The 20975-nt window shown below is 34.2% G+C and carries 15 protein-coding genes and 1 tRNA gene; 10 read left to right on the forward strand and 6 right to left on the reverse strand.

Annotated features, from left to right (window positions below):
* Positions 1-134 precede the first annotated feature (134 nt).
* Both rpoD and ACFIM1_RS03405 read left to right on the forward strand, forming a co-directional pair.
* Complete coding sequence (gene rpoD, locus ACFIM1_RS03400) at positions 135-2150, forward strand: RNA polymerase sigma factor RpoD (RefSeq protein ID WP_375609258.1); 2016 nt, start codon at positions 135-137, stop codon at positions 2148-2150.
* 623 nt (positions 2151-2773) lie between these two features.
* Entirely contained in the window at positions 2774-3235 is a 462-nt protein-coding gene (locus ACFIM1_RS03405; RefSeq protein WP_375608219.1) for a YcgN family cysteine cluster protein, read from the forward strand.
* A 29-nt stretch (positions 3236-3264) separates the two neighbouring features.
* On the opposite strand, the gene ACFIM1_RS03410 is transcribed toward ACFIM1_RS03405, so the two are convergent.
* Positions 3265-4008: an SIMPL domain-containing protein gene (locus tag ACFIM1_RS03410; RefSeq protein ID WP_375608220.1), complete on the reverse strand. Its 744-nt coding sequence runs from the start codon at positions 4006-4008 to the stop codon at positions 3265-3267.
* Positions 4009-4180: 172 nt separating this feature from the next.
* Here ACFIM1_RS03410 and ACFIM1_RS03415 point away from each other — a divergent pair.
* Positions 4181-4257, forward strand: a tRNA-Ile gene (locus ACFIM1_RS03415).
* Positions 4258-5951: 1694 nt separating this feature from the next.
* Positions 5952-6134 carry a hypothetical protein gene (locus ACFIM1_RS03420; RefSeq protein WP_375609259.1) on the forward strand — a complete coding sequence of 61 codons (183 nt, stop codon included), beginning with the start codon at positions 5952-5954 and terminating at the stop codon, positions 6132-6134.
* Here the strand turns inward: ACFIM1_RS03420 and ACFIM1_RS03425 are convergent.
* Positions 6058-6372, reverse strand: coding sequence for a helix-turn-helix domain-containing protein (locus tag ACFIM1_RS03425; protein WP_375608222.1), 315 nt, complete (start codon positions 6370-6372; stop codon positions 6058-6060). The two genes, ACFIM1_RS03420 and ACFIM1_RS03425, sit on opposite strands and share 77 nt — an antisense overlap.
* 1326 nt (positions 6373-7698) lie before the next feature.
* Between ACFIM1_RS03425 and ACFIM1_RS03430 the strand changes: the two genes are divergently transcribed.
* A complete protein-coding gene (locus ACFIM1_RS03430; protein ID WP_375608223.1) occupies positions 7699-8010 on the forward strand; it encodes a hypothetical protein in 312 nt (103 codons plus the stop codon).
* A gap of 777 nt (positions 8011-8787) precedes the next feature.
* On the opposite strand, the gene ACFIM1_RS03435 is transcribed toward ACFIM1_RS03430, so the two are convergent.
* Positions 8788-8967, reverse strand: coding sequence for a YegP family protein (locus ACFIM1_RS03435; protein ID WP_375608224.1), 180 nt, complete (start codon positions 8965-8967; stop codon positions 8788-8790).
* Between the two features lie 387 nt (positions 8968-9354).
* The gene (locus tag ACFIM1_RS03440) at positions 9355-9894 is read right to left on the reverse strand and encodes a helix-turn-helix domain-containing protein (RefSeq protein WP_375608225.1); all 540 of its coding nucleotides are present in this window, start codon (positions 9892-9894) and stop codon (positions 9355-9357) included.
* A 339-nt stretch (positions 9895-10233) separates the two neighbouring features.
* On the opposite strand from ACFIM1_RS03440, the gene ACFIM1_RS03445 reads away from it, so the two are divergent.
* Positions 10234-11283 carry a DUF475 domain-containing protein gene (locus tag ACFIM1_RS03445; protein ID WP_375609260.1) on the forward strand — a complete coding sequence of 350 codons (1050 nt, stop codon included), beginning with the start codon at positions 10234-10236 and terminating at the stop codon, positions 11281-11283.
* A gap of 474 nt (positions 11284-11757) precedes the next feature.
* On the opposite strand, the gene pncA is transcribed toward ACFIM1_RS03445, so the two are convergent.
* Together pncA and ACFIM1_RS03455 are read right to left on the reverse strand one after the other, a co-directional pair.
* Positions 11758-12366 (reverse strand): bifunctional nicotinamidase/pyrazinamidase, encoded by a 609-nt coding sequence (gene pncA / locus ACFIM1_RS03450; protein ID WP_375606953.1) that lies wholly within the window; start codon positions 12364-12366, stop codon positions 11758-11760.
* Between the two features lie 47 nt (positions 12367-12413).
* Positions 12414-12950 carry a hypothetical protein gene (locus tag ACFIM1_RS03455; RefSeq protein WP_375606954.1) on the reverse strand — a complete coding sequence of 179 codons (537 nt, stop codon included), beginning with the start codon at positions 12948-12950 and terminating at the stop codon, positions 12414-12416.
* Positions 12951-13110: 160 nt separating this feature from the next.
* Here ACFIM1_RS03455 and ettA point away from each other — a divergent pair, with 160 nt between their 5' ends.
* The 4 genes from ettA (at position 13111) to ACFIM1_RS03475 (ending at position 20935) form a co-directional block, all read left to right on the forward strand.
* A complete protein-coding gene (gene ettA, locus ACFIM1_RS03460; RefSeq protein WP_375609261.1) occupies positions 13111-14760 on the forward strand; it encodes an energy-dependent translational throttle protein EttA in 1650 nt (549 codons plus the stop codon).
* A gap of 672 nt (positions 14761-15432) precedes the next feature.
* Complete coding sequence (locus ACFIM1_RS03465; RefSeq protein WP_375609262.1) at positions 15433-16371, forward strand: ArsR/SmtB family transcription factor; 939 nt, start codon at positions 15433-15435, stop codon at positions 16369-16371.
* Positions 16372-19044: 2673 nt separating this feature from the next.
* Complete coding sequence (locus ACFIM1_RS03470) at positions 19045-19419, forward strand: hypothetical protein (protein WP_375609299.1); 375 nt, start codon at positions 19045-19047, stop codon at positions 19417-19419.
* Between the two features lie 1006 nt (positions 19420-20425).
* The gene (locus ACFIM1_RS03475; RefSeq protein WP_375606959.1) at positions 20426-20935 is read left to right on the forward strand and encodes a lytic transglycosylase domain-containing protein; all 510 of its coding nucleotides are present in this window, start codon (positions 20426-20428) and stop codon (positions 20933-20935) included.
* Positions 20936-20975: the final 40 nt, after the last annotated feature.

Here is a 20975-nt window from a genome sequence, read left to right on the forward strand (position 1 = left end):
AAGGTGTATACAAAATGTATTCTTTCTAATAGTAATCTCTTAAGAAATATATATGAGAAACTATTGGGTGATTGAAGTGAGAACAAAAAAGCTGGTCACATAGAAACTATGGCGTGATCGAGTGGAGTTATGGTATGGCAACAAAGGTTAAACAGAAAGATAATGCAGAAGTAAAAAGCCAAGCGAGTTTAGATGGCCCTCTTCTTGATTTTTCTGATGATGCCATCAAGAAAATGATTAAACTTGCCAAAAAAAATGGTTACGTAACGATGGATGAACTTAATGCAGTTCTTCCGTCTGAAGAGGTTACATCCGAACAAATTGAAGATATCTTGGCGATGTTCTCTGAGATGGGGGTTAATGTTGTGGATGATGAGGATGAAGTTGATGCCGAAAACTATGAAGAGGAAGTTACTGTAGAAGGCGGTGATTTAGTAGAGTCCTCTAGTTACGCAATTGCAACGACAACGAATAAGCGCGAAGTAACAGATCGCACCGATGATCCGGTGCGTATGTATTTGCGTGAAATGGGGGCTGTTGAGCTTCTTTCACGGGAAGGCGAAATTGCCATTGCTAAGCGTATTGAAGCAGGGCGTGAGACAATGATTGCCGGACTTTGTGAGAGCCCTTTGACTTTTCAGGCTCTTATTATTTGGCGTGACGAGTTAAAAGAACAGCGTATTCTTCTTCGCGAAATTATTGATCTTGAAACTACTTATGCTGGTCCAGAAGCAAAGCAGGCTCCTGTTATTGAGAGAAGTGAAGTGGATAAGACAAAAGAAGAAAAAATGTCTTCTGGTATACATAATATAGGGGAGAGCATAGGAGAGAGAAACATTGAGGAAGATGAAGAAGAAGACGAGGACGATGTTAACTTATCACTTGCGGCAATGGAAAATGAACTTTGTCCTCAAGTTATGGAAACATTGGATTTTATTGCTCAAACCTATGTAAAATTACGAAAATTGCAAGATCAGCATGTTGAAAGCAGTTTGGCAGAGCGTAAAGAGGGAGCTCTTACATCTTCTCAGAAGAAAAAATATATTCAATTAAAGGGTGCGTTGATTCAAGCCGTAAAATCTCTTTCTTTGAACCAAAATCGTATCGAAGCTTTGGTTGAACAGCTTTATGACATCAATAAGAGATTGATTCAGAATGAAGGTAAGCTGAAACGGATTGCCAATAGCTATGGAATTGGCCATGAGGATTTTTTAAAAGAATACCAGGGACGTGAATTGGATGCAGATTGGATGAATTATATTGCCACTTTACCTACACCTGGTTGGAAAGAATTTTCGATGCGTGAAGCAAAAGAAATTCAAAAATTGCGGAGTGAAATACAAAATCTTGCACAAGAAACGGCTATTTCAATTGGTGAATTCCGTCGGATTGTTATGCAGGTGCAAAAAGGTGAACGCGAATCAACAATTGCCAAAAAAGAGATGGTAGAATCTAATTTGCGTCTTGTCATTTCAATTGCAAAAAAATACACTAATCGTGGTTTGCAGTTTCTTGATCTTATTCAAGAAGGCAATATCGGTTTGATGAAGGCTGTGGATAAGTTTGAATATCGGCGCGGCTACAAGTTTTCGACTTATGCGACATGGTGGATTCGTCAGGCTATTACGCGTTCAATTGCTGATCAGGCACGGACTATTCGTATCCCTGTTCATATGATTGAAACAATTAACAAAATCGTTCGTACCTCGCGTCAGATTCTCCATGAAATTGGACGAGAACCAACACCAGAAGAGTTATCTAGCAAGCTTTCTATGCCGTTAGAAAAAGTGCGAAAGGTTCTTAAAATTGCAAAAGAACCTATTTCACTTGAAACACCGGTTGGTGATGAGGATGATTCCCATTTGGGTGATTTTATTGAGGATAGAAATGCTTTATTGCCGATTGATGCAGCTATTCAGGCTAATCTTCGAGATACGACAACACGTGTTCTTGCTTCATTAACACCACGAGAAGAACGTGTTTTGCGGATGCGGTTTGGAATAGGGATGAATACCGATCATACATTGGAAGAAGTGGGACAACAATTCTCAGTTACAAGAGAGCGTATTCGTCAGATTGAAGCAAAGGCACTTCGTAAATTGAAACATCCTAGTCGTTCGCGAAAGTTGCGCAGTTTTCTCGATTCTTAAATAAAGAAATTCATACATTTTAAGAATTCCTCCTTTCTTCTTAATGAGGGGGGGAGGGGTATTCTCTTGTATTTGGATGATTTTTTGAAAAAAAAAAGAAAAATATGAGGTGGCTTTGAATAATCTAGAAAGTTGATGATATTTAATGTTTTTCTGGGGTTTGGGATTTTGTATTTTTCTTTCTGAAAATAACAGATATGGGGCAAAGAGTGGTGTGGTCGTCTTTCAAAAAAATGAATGGTAAAATATTCTCTTGCGTGTAACTATTTGTTTCTTAAAAGAGGGGATGTATTAAGAATAAACTTATAGTGCTGCTATTGCAGCATACTGACTTTTTGATGCGAAAGGTGTATTCTTTGCAGAAATTATTCTATCATTTCAAGGCGCACATTCTATTGCATTCTTTGTTAGCTTACAAAGGGATATTTCAATAGAGTATGTTCATTTATTGAGATATTTTCTGAATATCCTCTTGTTATTCAGAGAGATTTTAAGAAAATGATTTAAGTATGCATTGAGTTAAATCTTTTTAACACACAGAAATATATGAAATTATAGACATTAAACTTTTAATTCTTTCGTTTTTTATAGATCGTTTTAAATAAAAAGGTGTGCTTGAGTTTATGAGTGGAAAACTTCCCTTTTGGAAAGTGAAAAAATTAGAAGAAATTTCCATTTCTGAGTGGGAGAGCCTTTGTGATGGCTGTGGTCGTTGTTGCCTCCACAAAGTTGAGGACGATGATACGGGTGACCTTTATGCAACCAGTATTGCTTGTCGTCTTTTAGATGGAGAAACTTGTAGGTGTCGAAACTATGCTCATCGTCACTCAATCGTACCAGATTGTATATCATTAGACATTACAACAGTTAAAACGGCGCGTTGGCTTCCAGAAAGTTGTGCTTATAGATTAGTTTATGAGCGAGAAGATCTTCCGTGGTGGCATCCATTGGTATCAGGGGATTCTCAGACGGTGCATTACGCACATGCTTCTGCACGTGGACAAATAGAGGTTTATGAAGACGAATTATTATCTGAAGAAGCTTACCTCGCTCATATTACTGGTCTTCTGTGTGAAGGCCAGTGATATGATTGTTTTATACAATGCTTGCTCATTTAATCGATAGCAAAGACTACGGTGACACTCACGTTATAATTTAATTCACCGCTTGCAAAATTTGTATTTGCGTAGCTTGCATCTGCTGCTCTGCTCATGAGGCGCGGTGTTGGATGATAGTAATCATCTTTTTCATTGATTTCAATAATTTTTCCTAATTTTACATCGGCAGCTTGCGCTATCGTTTGCGCTTTTTCAATGGCTTCAGTAATGGCTTTTTTGCGTGCTTCTTGATAAAATGGCTTCGTATCTGCGTTGGTAAACGTAATACCGTTAACTGAATTAACCCCCAGTGTCATTGCTTGATCAAAGATTTTACCAGCATTGGTAAGATCACGAATGCGGACAGTTAAAGAATTTGAAACATGATAGAGTTTTTCATTATTCTTTTTTTCGTGGTGGTTATCAGGATTCGACTGATAAATGGATAAGCCTGATGTTTGCAAATCATTCGCTTGAATGCCATTGTTTTTAAAAGCTTTTATAATATCATTGATAGATTGATTATTGGAAGCTAAAGCTTTTTGGGCTGTTTTGTCATGGGTAACAACGGCGAGATTAATAATTGCCATATCCGGTACTGCCTGACTTTCTCCGATTGCCGTCACTGTAATCGTTGCATTTTTTATTTTATTTTCTTCAGCATAAGCACGTACAGTCAATGAAGAGGCTAAGAGCGTGAATGCTAATAGAGCTATTTTAACCAGAGACCCCTTCAGTGGTTGAGTTTTCTTTTCTATCATATCTATTCCTTTACATTTGTCAGTTGACTACTCTCTATCATTTTTAAGAGTTCTTATAAAGAAACTAGGGTACTGAAAAAAAAACCAATAGAAAAGAGAAAAAGATTGGTTATAATCTGGGTCAGCTCTTGTATCATAGGGCATTTTAGTTTAGAGAGAAACAACCTATATGGGGCCTGTAGCTCAATTGGTTAGAGCCAGCGGCTCATAACCGCTTGGTTGGGGGTTCGAGTCCCTCCGGGCCCACCAATAGGGGAATGTCCAATAGAAAAATGGATCGCTTATATAAAATTTTTGAGATTCCACCGTTTTCATTTTTTATTTATTTATTCTAGAAGCCTTTAGTCGTTGTTTTTTGCAGTTTTTTCTCTCACTCACTTTAATATAAAGTGAGGGTACGTTTTTTTAGTCTCATCAAAGAAGTTCTCTCATTTGCAACATTTTAGTATTTTGATTAACTGATATGTGTCGCTATTTATTTTCTTAATTCGTGTACTGTTTTGTACTTTTTCTGTGTGATGTACTTCAAAAATAGAAAGCTAAAAGCTTCATTGGATAAGTTTATTTATACTTGTTTTGCAAATAAACAGATCTTAATAGAGACAATTTTAAAGATTGGACCTGTTCAGAACAAATGGCTCAAAAAACATTTAATGTAAATTTGCTTTTTTCTAAATGATGTTAATGTCTTTTAGACGTTCGAATAGCATCATCGTGATGAAAAGTTAGTGTATAAGAGAATGTGATCTATGGACATTCATATGTATCGTGGGGGCAACGATGATAACATTTGTTGATATTTTCTTTTTCCCAAGAAAGGAATTCTATTTGATATTGTGAGAAATATTGTTCATAGTGACGGTGGCGTGTTCTCTGAAAAGAATTTTATTAATTATTCTTTGAAAAGTCAATTGAGTGATTGTTTCTATCGCTTTGCGTTATCCAGATTCTATTGTAATAAGCATTTTATTATTCTGTAAGAAATGTTTTCTATGATATTGGAAAATTCATTAAAATGCCATTTTCTGTTTTTGTGTATTTTTTGCTTAATGTTTAAATTATAGAATTTTCATGTTATCCGAATTATTGTTGAAAAGCAGACGTCTTTTTTGATTTTACTCTATATAAGGAATTAGCAATATTGCGATAAACCTAGCAATTTTTTGTATTGCTAAAATTTTCCTTGTATTGATTGTGAAGAGAGTTTGATCTTTGTTATGAGTTTCTTCTCTTATGAAAAATTATTGGCAGGGAGAGTGTTTTTTTGGAAAAGTATACTTCTTCTTCAAAGTCATACTTTGAAAATATAATTCTTCATTTGCATAAGGGAATTTCTCTCTTGTTGTAAATCTGTATAAAATTTACGTACAAAGATTGTACGTGGTGATTCGTTTTATTTTTTAATAGTATCACTTTTGCTTATGATAGAGACTTATATTAGTATTTACAAGGTGCGTTTAGAGGGGAGGTTACCTGTAAACGTGTTACAGAGTTTTAGGTAGTGTGGCTCTGTTTATAAGAATTTATTCCTATAACATTGTTATATTCTTGTTTTGCAATATTGTTAAAAAAACATAGATGGTGCTATGTAGAATAAATTGTGATGTATTTTTTTCAAAAAAGCTCTTTCGTGTTCTCTTATATAGAGTTCAGGAGTGTCTTCAGGGATATTTTCACATTAGTTTTTATTGGTCCGAATCGTAAGATCTGCGTAACATTATTCGCGTTTTTGATAGATTATACCAATTTTCATAAGAAGGTCTGGATCGTGTGATGCTTTCTGTTTCACCATGGTACATGACTAATAGAACTTCATCTGATTTTGTAAAATAAGTTTGTACACAATTGCTTCCATACTGCCTATTGCAAATATTTTTTTCTAAGGTATGAGATATATTTTAAACGCTTTAGCGTTATATAGTGTGACTACATGGAGTATGACTATGAAGAATGATAAAAAATTTGAAACAACTTTATCTGATATTATTGTGAAATGGGAGTCTTTATCGACGTCTCAAAAGCAAGCGATATTGGATAAAGTAGAAAATTCTATAGATTCTGCTCATTCAACAGAACATTTAAAGCTTCAATCTTCTTTTTATCTCCAGACGAAATCAAAGTTATGAGTTTTAAATCTTCATCGGAAATGTTGAAACCAGTTATTACATATATGGCACTAGCATTTCCCAGTGTATTCAAAATAGCCATGAGTTTATCTACAGAAGGCCTCTTGCCTCCATTTATCATTTGTTGGACGTAATTTTGTCCACAGCCTGCAGCTCTGCTTATTTCAATCATTGTTCGTCCGTCACTTTTTATCAATTCAACTAAGCGTTGGAACCAATCTTTTTCAGTCTGTGTCATTTTTAGACCTTTACATATTTACGCTATAGCGTTAATATTGCGTTGCGAATCCAGAATATATGATACAAGGAGCGTGAGAATATCCATGCAGAGCTCTTCGCTTATGAGGCATATAGAGTTGTTTTTAACTAATAACAAAATGTCTCCATACACTTTCAGATTCGAATCAATAAAAAATGGTTGCTTAGTTATACGGTTGTGACGATGTGACAAAATCAGTGCGTATACCGAAAACGGTAATACACTCTCACATACTCATGAGATTTTATCATAATAGTATACGCAGCGATATGATAAATCAAGATATACTCCGATATCAGCATTTGTAAAAAAATTCTGCATTGAGGCGGTATGTGACTATAATGAAGCTTTAGAGCCTTAAGAGATAGGGTAATGGCTGTAGAAAAAAATATAAATTCATAAGCAAAGAATGCTGATTTTTCCTTTATTGTAATAAATTAGATCACTATCAGTTAGTATATCGCGTGTGTGCGTTAAGAAATTTGGGAAATATCAAAAAAGGTGATCTTAGGTATTTTATTGAACATGAAGATAATCTGATTCACAAAGGTGGTGGTTTGGTAGGATGGATATACTCGATCAATGTGTTTTATGAGAATGAATGTATTTTTTATGATGTTGCGGTTATAATGAAGTCTGTCTTTACAAGGATATTGTTATTTATAACAATACGTTAATATATGGTTGTGTAGGGGGATGCAAGAATTCGCGTGTTTATGAAAGGGGAGGTTTTATAATTATTTACATGTGAATGGAGATGTATATGTTTAAACTAATGCGCTCTTTTTTGATCAAGTTTTGAATGTTCAATGTTTTCAAGTTTATGGTGATGCTCGTGATTATAGAAAGGTTAGAGTTTATGAAAACGCTTTAGTTTGTCGTGATGTAAAGATTTACAAGAGGGCCAAATTTTACAGAAATGCTGTGCTTTTAACCCTGCAGATTTTTGTAAGAAAAAGAACCTACACGTAGCAGAATTTCACATGGTGTACAAGAGGAAGATAGGAGTGTTTGAGGAAGGCATGTGTTGATTTTATTGCATCGTTCGTTTTGTTTGAAATTCCTTATTTTATATATTTTGTGTCAATAAATATGTCGCAAATAATTGGTGTGAGCGTGTGGATTTAGCCACTTTCAGAGTGATTTTTACATCATTTATCAATGTTTTAATAGAGAAAATAAGAATGCCGAGAGTGATTGTTCGCACTTAGAACATGCCGGTTTATTGCATTCTTTTTTTGATTGAGGATGCAACAAAGAAATTGGTCAAGATGATTACTTGAGCGGAAATTAAAGGAGATCTAAATGGGTGTAAACGAAATTTTATGGGGAGCAATGGTTGTTGTTTTGTTGTTCAGCGGAGTTATATTTCGGTTTTCTTTATATTATCGTAGTCAAGTTAAAGCTTTAAAAGAGGAGTCCAGAAGGATAAAGCATGAGTTTTTAAGAGATTCTATGAAGATGACTGAAGAACGAAATAGAGCTATTAGAGAGCAGAATATGGTGATTAAAAGACGCGATCAAACGATTGAAAAATTGAAAAAACAAATTAAACGATATGAAGAAAATGAAAAGAAATATCAAAAAGAACTTCAATCTAAAAATGATAAAGAGTAACTATATTCATTTTTTGTATCGAATTTATGCATTAAAGGTTTTGAAAATGTCTTAGAAAGACTGGAGTGATGAGAGAGATAAACTTTAATGAAGTAAATGACAGTGCTGGTGGGGAAATTGTATTGAAACAAAATATTCAAGTTTACTCTGACTTATGAAAAGATTTAATTTTATAAGATAGAGTATCATTGATCATAAAATAAAATTTTATGATAATGCACTGATTTATAGATATGCTAGGTTATTAAAAAAATCTGTATATAAGATTCAACAATTGTTGTGGTGATATTATATTATTACTGAAAGCGATTTTGTATGTTCTTTTTAGGTGTTGGGATATAAAAATATTATGATAGCTTCAACCAATAGGCATAAAAATTGCATGATAATAGAAAGAAAGAGATATTTTCTTTTTATGAAGATGAAGTGGATAAGCCAGTTATGCTATCGGACACAGAATAGGAAGATGAACGTAAAAGATATTAATCTCTGCGAGAGCAATCATATTCCTAATTTATGATTTATCTTATCTTCATGTGCATTTGCTTTTTATGAAAAATACAAAATTTGAGGGGGGCTCTTGATAGATGCTATAAAGATCTGATTATGTTTGAAAACAAACATACAACCTGCAAAAATTTACTGTTATTTGCGCGTGTTAAAAATAAGACAAAAGCCCTCTTTCATTGAGATAAAATCAGTTACTTTTCATTCATCACCAAAATAACTCAAAACTCCATTATATAAAATAAATGCTTATCTTAATGGTAAAGAATGTCAGGACTGCAATTCTCTGATAAGAGCCTTATGCGTAATTTCTTTGATTTGTTCAATATTCATAAGAATATCTTGTTTTGTTGGATAACCTTTACTTGAAAAAGCAATTTTTTGTGCATCTCCCGAGATTAAACGCCAGTACCATTGATTGTGAACTCCTTGAAACACTTCAAAATACATGCTTCCCACCTCATAAAATAGCTGATAATTTTCAGGATAAATACTCAACTAATCCGTTTATGAACATTAATCTATGTCTCTATAGGAAGTCGTCAATATATGCCCCTTAAATTTTCTGACCTAAAAAAATCTTCTATGAGAGCTATTATTCTTTTAACAAGAAAAAATTTCTTGTCAATAAGATATGAATGAGAATTTTATACTATAAAATTATTTTTTTTAATTTAATGACACTATATATTCATTTATAATGCGAATATTTTTACTATCATTACAGAAACAAAGTTTATAGAGAATACAAAATTCCACCAGCATGGACACAATAAAAAACTGTTCTCCACACTGGTAGAGTTTAATCGTTTCTTTTTTCTCTTTTAAAATAGACGTTTATTGGTTTGCTATAACCTCTTTTTGGGATACGCTGCGAATGAGTAAATCAATAAATAAACTAAGAGTATAAGAATTGGCCATTTTGGCTTTCATATCAATCAAAGAGATTGCCGTTTTAGGGGTTAGTCCATTTGATATACCTTGCTTTGATAAATATTGCTGCAATTTTTCATAAGAGCTATCGATTTTCTCTCGATTTAGTTTTTCATTATGATCATTATTGGCAATTGTTTCTTCAAGCCCTTCAATTTTTTTAATAAAATAATTCCAGTCAAAATCACCCTTTGTGTATTCGGCATCAAACATTTTTCCTTGTCCAGTTAAAAGCCAATTAATATTGACACCATACAACGTGCGGTATGTTTGTAAAACACTAAGATTGGGTTCTCTCTCTCCACGCTCGTAAAAAGCAATGGAATTTTTTGTCATGCTAAAACTTTTCGCTAAGGTTTCACGTGATGGATCACCTAAAGCAAGACGTACATAACGTAAACGTTTTCCAAATATAGTTTTTGATTCAGTTTCAGGACGTGCCACGAATTATCTCCCTCAGTAAATCATCATGGTATAAATTTTGATTAATAAAAGCACACTATGTATTAATATTCTATGATGTAATGTCAATATTATAGTTTTAATTTCTCTTTATTTTTTTATTTTTAATTTATTGTATTGAGGACTAATATTTATTTCAAAACAAAATTTTGTGTTTACTGCATTCTGTCTCTTGTTTTTTTGAGAAAATTCTCATGTAACTTTACCATATATATTCTATACACCTCTGCATTAATAAATGCAATTTTAAAGAGATGCAAGCTTTGGATTTATACTGTGTGTGCTGTAGTTGAATTAGAAAATAAACTTTGAGGAATGATCATGGCCCTATTACGCTATTTTGGGTGTGCTTTTTTTTTCACGATTATTGGTATTTTTTTAGGAGGGGCTATTGGTTGGTTCGAAACGGGAAGCATTACTGGTTTTCTTAAATATTTTTTTATTTGCTGTGTTTTAGGGATTTTGGAAATTTCTTTATCTTTTGATAATTCTATTATCAATGCGCGTATTCTTGGTAGAATGGATCCGTTATGGCGTCGCCGTTTTCTTATATGGGGCATTTTGATAGCTGTATTTGGGATGCGGATTGTTTTTCCGTTATTGGTGGTTGTCGTTGCTGTTGGGATTAATCCCATTGCGGCAGTCAAATTAGCGATATGGGAACCACATCGATATGCCGAAGTTTTAATCGATGCACATATGGGGATTGCCGCTTTTGGAGGAACTTTCCTTATGATGGTTGGCTTAAAATATTTTTTTGATTCTAAAAAAGAAGTGCATTGGCTTAATGTTATAGAGAGACCTGCTCAAAAGTTTGGGGCGCTTGTTGGAATTGATATTGCAATTGTTTTGATTTTGATCTTATTTGTTTCAGGTCAGATTGACGCAGAAAATAAAATAACTTTTTTATTGGCAGCACTTTATGGACTTTTGACCTTTATCGGTGTTGAAGTTGTCGGTCATCTCTTGGATACTCCTCAAAAGACTTTAACAACAGTAGCTCACGGGGGAGTAGGGGCGTTTCTTTATTTAGAAGTTCTTGATGCTAGTTTTTCTTTCGATGGCGTGGTTGGTGCTTTTGCCTTTTCACACAACCTTTTTATTATTGCGATAGGTCTTGGTATCGGAGCATTTTACGTTCGTTCTATGACAATTATGTTGGTTGAATCAGGCACATTATTGCATTATCGTTATTTAGAGCATGGTGCTTTTTATGCAATTCTAGTTCTTGCAGTGATTATGTATCTGCAAACGATTATATCGGTTCCTGAAGTTTTAACAGGACTTGTGGGAGTCTGTATTATTGGAATGGCATTGTATTCTTCGATTCGTTTTAAGCGTTGTCAATTGGATAAACAGGGCGTGTCGTAAGTAATGAAAAATTCGTGTTTTCTCACGCTTTTGTTTATCGCATGTCTTTGAATAGAGAGAGGCTTTTTATGCAAAAAATGCCATGTTATTGCTTATTGATGTTTTTGTTTTAAAGTTGACACTATTGCGCGATTTCCCTCCATGAGGTAAATAATGTATAATCTTTTGGATAACTTTTGACGTATAGAGGCTTTTTGACTTCAATATAAGGTGCAAGTTTACGCTATACTTTTTACCAGCTTTTAGTATCATAACTGCTTTTGCATTTAATGATTCATAAGAAGCATTTTGGCTGTTTTTTTTGCAAGATTTTTATTCATACATCAATCCTATTTATGATGTTTTAAGAGAATGGTATTGAAATAGGGGTGAAATGAGAGAATTTTACGATATTTGGGTTCCTTTCTTAAATAGGTAAAAAAATTTATTCATTATAAATCAGAATGTTATAATGGTAGATGAGAAAAGAATATTTTAGGAGAGCATTAACAGTTCTATACCTGCTTCGTTCATAGTTTTAAGCATAGTGTTTAGTGATCCGTTTACATCAATACCAGCACAAGCATTTAATGAAACACTGACTTTAAAACCGTATTGTATGGCGTGAAGAGCAGAGAATCCGACACAAAAATCAGTTGCTAAGCCGCACATAATGAGCTTGGTAAAACCATGTTCTTTGAGATAAACATGTAAACCTGTTGGTGTTTTTTGATCATTTTCAAGAAAGGCAGAATAACTATCCATTTTTGGATTATAGCCTTTTCTAAGGATAAGTTGTGCCTTTTCCACTCTAAGAGATGTATGAAACTCTGCTCCTTGTGTTCCTTGTATACAATGATCAGGCCAAAGTATTTGAGGACCATAGTCAAGAGTGACTGTATCATAGGTTTTTTTTTCAGGATAGCAGGAAGCAAAGCTGCAATGGTTTTTGGGATGCCAGTCTTGGGTTAAGATAACGTGATCAAAATGATTTATGAGATTATTGATGGCGGGTAAAATAGTATCACCTTGTGGTACTGCAAGTGCTCCACCAAGTAAGAAGTCATTTTGAACATCAATGACGATTAAGGCTTTTTTTTCCATAAATATATTCCTCATAGGAGACGCGCTTTTATCGTATTTTTAAAAAGCTATATTTCGCCTTGAAGTTTTGAAATGAGTTGCTGAATATTGATACTATTTTTACAGTTATCAAGCCAAAAGAGGGGAATGGATAAGTTTTTACAATTTGTTTTATAGTTTTTTACGAATTGTAACCACGTACCAATGGGGAGTGCACTGTAGTCATTTGTTGCTACGTGTTGATGCAACGCCTTCATGATCATTGGGCTTGGGACGTCAGATCCCATAAGGCGGCAGTCATTTTGTAAACGTAATTTAAGCCACATCAAGGAAAGGGGTGAAGTCCATTGTTTCCCGTAACAAAAAATCGATGAAAAAAGGGAAGGATTTTTTACGGCGTAATATAAAGCCCATAAGGCAAAAAAAGAAGGCGCGTAGAGAATTGCTTTTCTTTCTGGTATCCTATCACATTGATAAGTTGGTTTAATACGATAAAAATACAAGGTTATATCTGGTATGGAAAAGATGGGCAATGTTTGATAACATGTTTCAGGGACAGCTAAAAAGATTTGCTTTTTGCTTTTTGAGGCGATGTTTTTTTGCATTCAGAACCATACTGGGGCTTGTGAGATTAGAAAAAATGTACCAATATAAAGCGAAAAGCTTTTGATACGGTGTAAGCACTATTTACTGTACAGTTTCAAAAAGCGAAAGCAATTTTTTCAAACCCTAATCTTTAATATCGCGCAATATAAAGAGAAATTTATGGCACGTCAATTTATCTATCATATGGCTGGGCTCAACAAGTCTTACGGCAATAAAAAAATCTTAGAAAATATTCATTTGTCTTTCTATCCAGATGCGAAGATCGGTATTTTAGGGCCAAATGGTGCTGGTAAATCAACGATTTTACGTATTATGGCTGGGCTAGATAAGGAATATACAGGAGAAGCATGGCTTTGTGAAGGAGCGCGCTGTGGCTATCTACCACAAGAGCCTTTGCTTGATGCAAGCAAAGATGTGCGCGGCAATGTGATGGAAGGTGTTGCAGATAAACAGGCAATTCTTGAGCGTTATAACGAATTGATGATGAATTATAGCGAAGAAACGGCTGATGAAAGTGCACAGCTTCAGGATATTATTGATAGTCAGAATCTTTGGGATTTAGAAAGTCAAGTGGAAATGGCTATGGCTGCTCTTGGATGTCCGCCAGCCAATGGGGATGTCACAAAACTTTCTGGTGGTGAGAAGCGGCGTGTTGCGCTTTGTAAATTACTTTTGTCAAAACCTGATTTATTACTTTTGGATGAACCGACAAACCATTTAGATGCTGAAACGACGGCTTGGCTTGAGAGGCATCTACGTGAATATCCTGGGGCTGTGCTTTTGATAACCCATGATCGTTATTTTCTCGACAATGTAACGGGTTGGATTTTAGAATTAGATCGCGGTAGAGGTATTCCTTATGAGGGGAACTATTCTGCTTATTTGGGGGCTAAAGCCAAGCGTTTGGCTCAGGAAGGCCGTGAAGAGGCAGCGCGTCAACGTGCTTTATCACGTGAGCAAGAATGGATCGCTTCTAGTCCAAAAGGGCGACAAGCAAAGTCAAAAGCTCGGATTAAGGCTTATGATGAGTTGGTTCAAGCAGCACGTGAGCGCCGTCCTGGAGAGGCGCAAATCATTATTCCTATTGGAGAAAGGTTAGGACAAGTTGTTATTGAGGTTGATAATCTCTCTAAAGCTCATGGTGAACGTGTATTGATTGATTCTCTTTCTTTTAAACTTCCTGCTGGCGGCATTGTCGGCGTTATTGGTGCCAATGGTATGGGAAAGTCGACCTTGTTTAAAATGTTAACGGGACAGGAAAATCCCGATTCAGGTCAGATACGTATCGGTGAAACAGTTCACATGAGTTATGTGGATCAGAGTCGCGATTCCTTGGTGGGGGATAAGACTGTTTGGGAGGAAATTTCTGGTGGAAATGACATTATTAAATTAGGCAAATATGAGATGAATAGCCGCGCTTATTGCGGGGCTTTTAATTTCAAGGGGGCAGATCAGCAGCAGAAGGTGGCAAATTTATCAGGAGGGCAGCGCAATCGCGTACATTTGGCGAAACTTCTAAAAGAGGGGGGGAATGTGCTTCTTCTTGATGAACCGACAAATGATCTTGACACTGAAACATTGGGTGCATTGGAAGATGCATTGGAAAATTTCGCTGGTTGTGCAGTTATCATATCGCATGATCGTATGTTTCTTGATCGATTGGCAACACATATTTTAGCCTTTGAAGGTGATGGTCATGTAGAATGGTTTGAAGGTAATTTTGCTGAATATGAGGCTGATAAAGTTCGTCGTCTTGGGGCGGAATCTCTTAATCCTAAGCATGCAAATTATAAACCTCTTACACGCTAGAATTTTTATCTTATCGCAACTTTGTTGGAATAATAGTGTATTTTATTGTGTTTGTTATTTCATAAATAAAGTGTGTGTGTGCTCTGTGGAAGTTTTTATTCATTGAAAAAAGTAAGAGACATCTTATGAAATTATGAGCTAAATAGGGTTATTCTACTCATGATATATAACCGGTTATTGCTTGTAAAATTGCAATGAAAAGGAGGAGATGAAGAGTATAGTATTACTTCTACAAATGCTCTGGTCATTGAGCATTATCGTCTTTACTTAATAAAGATGCAAGCTGACACTATCATATTATTTATTTTTTCTCAATGGTATGCAGTTCTTGTTTTGAGGTGGGCATAAAAGGTATTTTTATCTATATGTTCCCTCCGTTTATGTGCTGTAAGAGAATGATTTGGATTGATTTATCATCAATAGATTTGAAATGAGAAAAATTTATGGTATTCCGGTTTTTTATTCAAGTTAAAATGAATGAATTATTATTATAAATCAATGTATTATCATCATAACGAGAAACAGATGGATAAGATCTGTTCGTTTTTTACATGAGCCTATTTTTTTCATAGTATGATAAAATAGAGAGCACAAAATAGATGAGAATATGCGTTGTATGCTTGACTTTTTTTCCTATAAACAAATGTTTATAGGAATGTTTAGGGGATAATTATGAAAAAAAGTACAAGTTTAGATGCAATAATTGAGCTGCTGAAAGCGGTTGCAGAAGTAAGCCATTTACGTGTTCTTACGCTCTTGCGTCATGAAGATTTAACAATCCCTGATTTTATTTTTATTCTTGATCAGTCGCAAGCATGTATATCACGATATTTACGTTTATTGTACGAAGCACAATTGATTGAGCGTTATCAGAAGGGGGATAGCCTTTATTTTAAGCTTTGTCATGATTTTGGGGGTAAAGACATTGTGATGGGTATTCTTTCGTCTTTACCAAAGAATGATGTGTTGTTAGCGCATGATTTAGAACGTTTGAAGGATGTTAAAAAGCAGCGTCAAAAAAGGAGGAAGAAGCATTTCTTACAAAATGCGTTGCAACGGGATGTATTACGGTCATCCTATATGGCAGATCATGGTGTAGAAAACTCTTTACTTGAAATCATTGGCGATAAACCATTTCAGATGATGCTGAATATTGGAAGAGGTGGAGACTCTATCTTAAAATTGTTTTCTAATCTTTATACGCATGCGGTTGAAGTTGTGCTTGATAGCGATGTTTTTCACTTGTCTGTTGGAGATACAACTTTTGATTTAGTTATTCTTCATTGGGTTTTACATTTTCTTGAAAATCCTGAAATGTTTCTTCATGAGATATCAAGTGTTTTGCGTCCCTATGGGCGTTTATTGATTGTGGATTTGGGTTATCATAAAGCTGATTCTTCACATTTTGATCAAGCACATATGCGTCTTGGATTTTCGACTTTACAAATAGAAAAGTGGCTAAAAAATGCCGGACTTATGCTAGAGCAAACAGTTTGTCTTACTCCTATACAAAATGAAAATAGTAAGGAGGGCATGGTTACACTTTGGCTTGCTCGTGATCCGCGTTTATTAGTTGACGATATCAAAGATAAACAAGTAGATTTTGCATAAATCGCGTTTGTTAACGCACTTTATTCTCTGATTTTTCTCAAGGAATAGCGTAGAGATAAAACTTTATTCAATCATTGATAAGCTATTGTTTTTTACATTTGTATTATGTTTTTATATGGGAGTATTGGTGTTTTATAGCGGCGTGTAGGCTGTATAATGAAACACCTTCTATAGAGTTAAGCTTATGAGGATCATTATTTAAGGTGTCCTGATATCATCTTCGTTTTATTAGTCAATATATTGATTTTAAACGATAATATATTCTTTTAAAACTTCAATAAAAAGCTCAAATACAAGAATATTTTTTCATTTAAAATCTTTTGTTTTTAGAATCTAAAAGCGTTTATTTGTATGTTACAAGAGCAGGTTTTTGTATTAATAATACCGTTTGGAAAAGGAATGACATCTCTTATGCACATTTCTCAATGTAAGATTAACTATATTATAATGGAGTGATAATTCGTGTCTTCATAAAGTCAAAGATGATGATGATCAATAGGGCTTAAGTTGTATCTTTAATGGCACAAAGAGAGTGGGTGAAACAGGGTAAAATGTCTCTTTAAAGCAGGTTCTTAGACGAGAAGTACCTTAGAGTTTTTTTGTGAGGGGTGCAAAAAGATGCTAAAAAGAACGAAAATAGCATAAGACAATGCACAATTTTCATTATTTGAAATACAGCATTATGAGTATTTTTGAAAGTCGTAAAACAAAATGAAAGGAAGGGTAAAGATGGCAACAGATTTTGTCTTTAGGTTTTTATATTTTTTCCCAAATGAATGATGGTTTTCCTTGTTTAACAATTCCTCAAACAGATATAAATATTTTTTACTCTCATTGGGTATATAAAATCTGAAACGGTTCGCAGGGAGCGTTCGTCTTAATTTTTATTTCAAATGTGGCTGATGTGCTAAGCGTTGATATTGATGATAAGTAACAGAAAAAATTCAGCAAACACCACTATGAAAACACTTATAGGCCAGCAATGGATTGGAGTGATATTCCGGATTTTATAAAATATTTTGCAAATGATAATCGTCATACACATTTGGCTTGATGAATTCGGACAGGTACTTGTACAGATCCTTTATGTTATCTTCATAAAGTCAAATTAAGATAGCTTCTGCAGAGGCTATGTAAAGAAAAGAGTGATATTATGGCATAGTTTCGCGTATCTTTATCATTAGAAGCAATGAGGATTATTAAATAAGTCCATTTTTCTTGCTAAAAGTGGTTTTCTTCTTTCTTTTTATGTTTTCGCGTTCATTTTAGATGCAGCTCATGGAGAATATAGTATAAAATTCATAGAGCACTACCATTTTTAGTTTAAGTAAAAGTTGTAAGCCGGCTTTACCATTTTGTTTTCCAGTTTCTCATGTTGCTGCAGATCTTATTTTCAAATGGCTCATTGGAGGTATCTACACCTTTTAGTGGTATTCACATGCTTCTTTTGGCTTGTGATATGCAAATGAATGCTTTTTATTGATTCAATATAAGAAGATTTGAAATAAGAGGACCTTACGCTATTCAGATCTCTCAAGTAAGTTGTAAAATGATGCGTTATGATTGCAAATCAATGGATTATTTACGTTAAAAAACAGAGTGTAACAATTTTTGAGCATAAAAACTGCTGTGTTTATTCTTTTACGGATTAGTTTAAGTGATAGAAATTAAGAGAAAATGTTTGCACGGATCTTTATTTGTTATGTTAAAATGCGTTGGAGTCTGTTGGCTAGTGAAAAATAATTTATCGCTATTTGGAATGATCATAGGGCATGATTCGAAAAAATACCTTTAGCGTTCTTATTTTTTTCGTAAAAGCAGCTGTTTAAATTTTTCATTGATGTTGTTGCGTAAGGAGTTTGACAATATTTTAAAGGATCATTTGTAGAATTTTTTATGAAGATAGATAAGATTCGGTTTAGCTAATTTATTGTCTTTATTTCAACAATCCATATCTTCTTTTAAGCAGATATTTTTTGCTGTTATTGTATCAGTTTTAAAAGTCTACGTTTTTCTTTTTGTGATGATCGCTGTTGGACAAGTGATTCTGCTTGTATGGACTTTGCTTTTTATAGGGTGAATATATACAAATTGCTTGTTTTTTAATGATGATCATCAGAGTTATGAAAAAAATTATTATAAAAATTACAATAGTCGTAGATTCTGATTGATGTTTTTTTGGAATAAAGTTGCTTCAAATTGGGTCAATTTAAATTTTTTTTGCCTAAATATCGTCATTTTTAAATAATTTATAATTCTTTTATGCTTTTTTGCGTAGAAGATGATAAGAATTTCTTGTTGTTTAAAGCATTTTATTCCATAGCAAAGATATTACATCGGCTATCTTAGTGGTTGATGTGAGAGGACAATCGGGGAACCTCCTCCCCCCCCCCCCGCGTGGATCCCCTAGATTGTCTGGCCTGGCTGAGGATTTCCTCAGTCAGGTTTTTTGTAGTTTTTTTTAGAGTTTGGTAAGATGTTATCAGGGGTAAAAGGCGTAAGATATGCTATTGTTTCATCTATAGTGTCTCAGTATATAGGCGGGTAGCGGTTGTTTATTGGTTAGTGTTATTGCGTTTATTTTCAATGGTTAGAATTTTTCTTTATTGAGTCATCATTGAATGCTATGGAAGGAGCCTATATTTGCAGTCTGTAATCTTTAAGTAAGAGATGATGGGATTTTTCTCCGGTCGTATTGCTTTTATTTTGTTTATATTTCTTATTTTTGGTGTTAGCATTTTTGCTTCTCGCAGTGTTGCTGTTTATCAGTTTTTTTCTGGCTACACTTCTTCTTCTCAGCAAGTTGAGGTAACGGAGGGGGTGTTGCTAGAGAGATGGGCAATGGCTTTTCCGGATATTATCGTGCACCTTTCTAAAATGAGTCCTCGGCAGCAAGAGCTGTTTATTGAGCAAGTGCGTCGCGAGGCGGTTTCATTTGCTTGTGAAAATGGTCAGAGACGTGAAGAGGCTCACAAATTTGGTGAAACTGTTGCTATGGCTCTCTCAAAAGCGATTTCTCGTCCTTCTATTGCTAATGCTTATTTTTAGCTATTTTTAAAATTGTGCTTTTGGATTTGATTTTAAGGGGGAGAGAGCTTTTCGTGAGGTTTTGAAAAGTGTGTAGGAAGATAATAAATTTGTAAGATAATCAGCAAAATTTATCTTCCTACAAAGGTAAGAAATCAGAGTATAAGATAATGTTGCAATTATTACAGGAGCGATAGCAAGTCCATCAAGGGCATTGGTTAGGCTGACTGCATTATTCATTGTTACAATGACAAAAGCAATAAAAAACAGCTTAAATCAATACGGTATTTTGCATAAAGGGTGAGGATAAGCTGAGGGCACTCATTTGTAGAAAAGCAAAGGAAGAGATTGCTATAATAAAACACGTTAATCGCATTTTAGATACCAGTTATTTTTTTATTTGATATGAGCAGATAGAAAATTCTCAAAGAGTTTGCGCAATATTTTGAATTGGTAAATAGCGTATGATGGTTTTTGTATATCTATGGACTCCTTATGCACAGTGATGGAGGTAGGGGGTTGATTTTAGTCAATGGTTTATTGGGGCCATAAAGAATGCTGCGCGTGTTTATTGGTTAGAAAGAAGCATCAATAACGGGTTTTATTTTTGTGAAACTTTTGCGATATCGAGGATCTTTGGTAAAGATGATCTCGTCTCTATTGCTTTGTGGGATTGATATCAATAAAAAATTTAATCATCGTATATAAAAAAATATCATATCTTTTAAAAGTGCTATTTTGTAATATAAAAATTGATTAATACAATAAATATAGCAGAACTTGATAGAATATATCATTTTAGTTAATATGATATAAGTTTAATTATAGGCTTTTAATTTTTTTATTTGATGATATAGAGAAGTCTATAATTTTTGTATAAAGAGTTTTTCTTTTTATACAGAACTTTATCTTGAAATTGTCTTAATATTTCCCTTTTCAAGCCGTTCTTTTGCTTTCTTTTTTTGTACAATGCATTCGAAAATTATTTGCGGTTAGAATTTGAGAATTTTTGAGTGAGAGAAAGAAAATGCAATTTTTGAAAATTTTGTTAAATACAGCGTGTGCTGTATTTTTTGTATTTGATATAAGTTGGGCTCATAGTGTTTTAAATGTTGCAGAAGCAAAAGAAGGCTTAGGGAGTGTTGCTTCTCAGATTTCTAATCGTCCTTATGAATTTCTTATTCAGAAATTTGCAAATAAGTATAATATTCCGGTTAATTTAGCACATGCTGTTGTAAAAGTTGAAAGTAATTATAAGGCAGGTATAAAGGGGGCTGCTGGCGAAATAGGTTTGATGCAAATTAAACCCTCTACGGCACGAGGGTTGGGCTTTAGTGGTTCTGTACAGGATTTGTACGATCCTGCGACCAATCTTGAATATGGTATGCGTTATTTGGCACGGGCCTATAAACTCAGTGGTGGAAGTACGTGTGGTACAATCCTTAAATATAACGCAGGTCATGCTGCAAAAAAAATGAATTCTATTTCAGCGAAATATTGCGCAAAAGTAAAAACTTATCTGGCTTCATTAAAATAAAAACATCTGTTGAGAGAGGTTTGTCATAAAATATTTTAAG

Origin of the sequence: Bartonella sp. AC158YNML, assembly GCF_042196725.1 — a bacterium.
Taxonomy (GTDB): Bacteria; Pseudomonadota; Alphaproteobacteria; order Rhizobiales; family Rhizobiaceae; genus Bartonella.

What these genes read in the sequence shown, in the direction of transcription:
- rpoD (WP_375609258.1), top strand. Translation starts at nt 135, where the DNA reads ATGGCAACAAAGGTTAAACAGAAAGATAATGCAGAAGTAAAAAGCCAA.
- ACFIM1_RS03405 (WP_375608219.1), top strand. Translation starts at nt 2,774, where the DNA reads ATGAGTGGAAAACTTCCCTTTTGGAAAGTGAAAAAATTAGAAGAAATT.
- ACFIM1_RS03410 (WP_375608220.1), bottom strand. Translation starts at nt 4,008, where the DNA reads ATGATAGAAAAGAAAACTCAACCACTGAAGGGGTCTCTGGTTAAAATA.
- ACFIM1_RS03420 (WP_375609259.1), top strand. Translation starts at nt 5,952, where the DNA reads ATGAAGAATGATAAAAAATTTGAAACAACTTTATCTGATATTATTGTG.
- ACFIM1_RS03425 (WP_375608222.1), bottom strand. Translation starts at nt 6,372, where the DNA reads ATGACACAGACTGAAAAAGATTGGTTCCAACGCTTAGTTGAATTGATA.
- ACFIM1_RS03430 (WP_375608223.1), top strand. Translation starts at nt 7,699, where the DNA reads ATGGGTGTAAACGAAATTTTATGGGGAGCAATGGTTGTTGTTTTGTTG.
- ACFIM1_RS03435 (WP_375608224.1), bottom strand. Translation starts at nt 8,967, where the DNA reads ATGTATTTTGAAGTGTTTCAAGGAGTTCACAATCAATGGTACTGGCGT.
- ACFIM1_RS03445 (WP_375609260.1), top strand. Translation starts at nt 10,234, where the DNA reads ATGGCCCTATTACGCTATTTTGGGTGTGCTTTTTTTTTCACGATTATT.
- pncA (WP_375606953.1), bottom strand. Translation starts at nt 12,366, where the DNA reads ATGGAAAAAAAAGCCTTAATCGTCATTGATGTTCAAAATGACTTCTTA.
- ACFIM1_RS03455 (WP_375606954.1), bottom strand. Translation starts at nt 12,950, where the DNA reads ATGCAAAAAAACATCGCCTCAAAAAGCAAAAAGCAAATCTTTTTAGCT.
- ettA (WP_375609261.1), top strand. Translation starts at nt 13,111, where the DNA reads ATGGCACGTCAATTTATCTATCATATGGCTGGGCTCAACAAGTCTTAC.
- ACFIM1_RS03465 (WP_375609262.1), top strand. Translation starts at nt 15,433, where the DNA reads ATGAAAAAAAGTACAAGTTTAGATGCAATAATTGAGCTGCTGAAAGCG.
- ACFIM1_RS03470 (WP_375609299.1), top strand. Translation starts at nt 19,045, where the DNA reads ATGGGATTTTTCTCCGGTCGTATTGCTTTTATTTTGTTTATATTTCTT.
- ACFIM1_RS03475 (WP_375606959.1), top strand. Translation starts at nt 20,426, where the DNA reads ATGCAATTTTTGAAAATTTTGTTAAATACAGCGTGTGCTGTATTTTTT.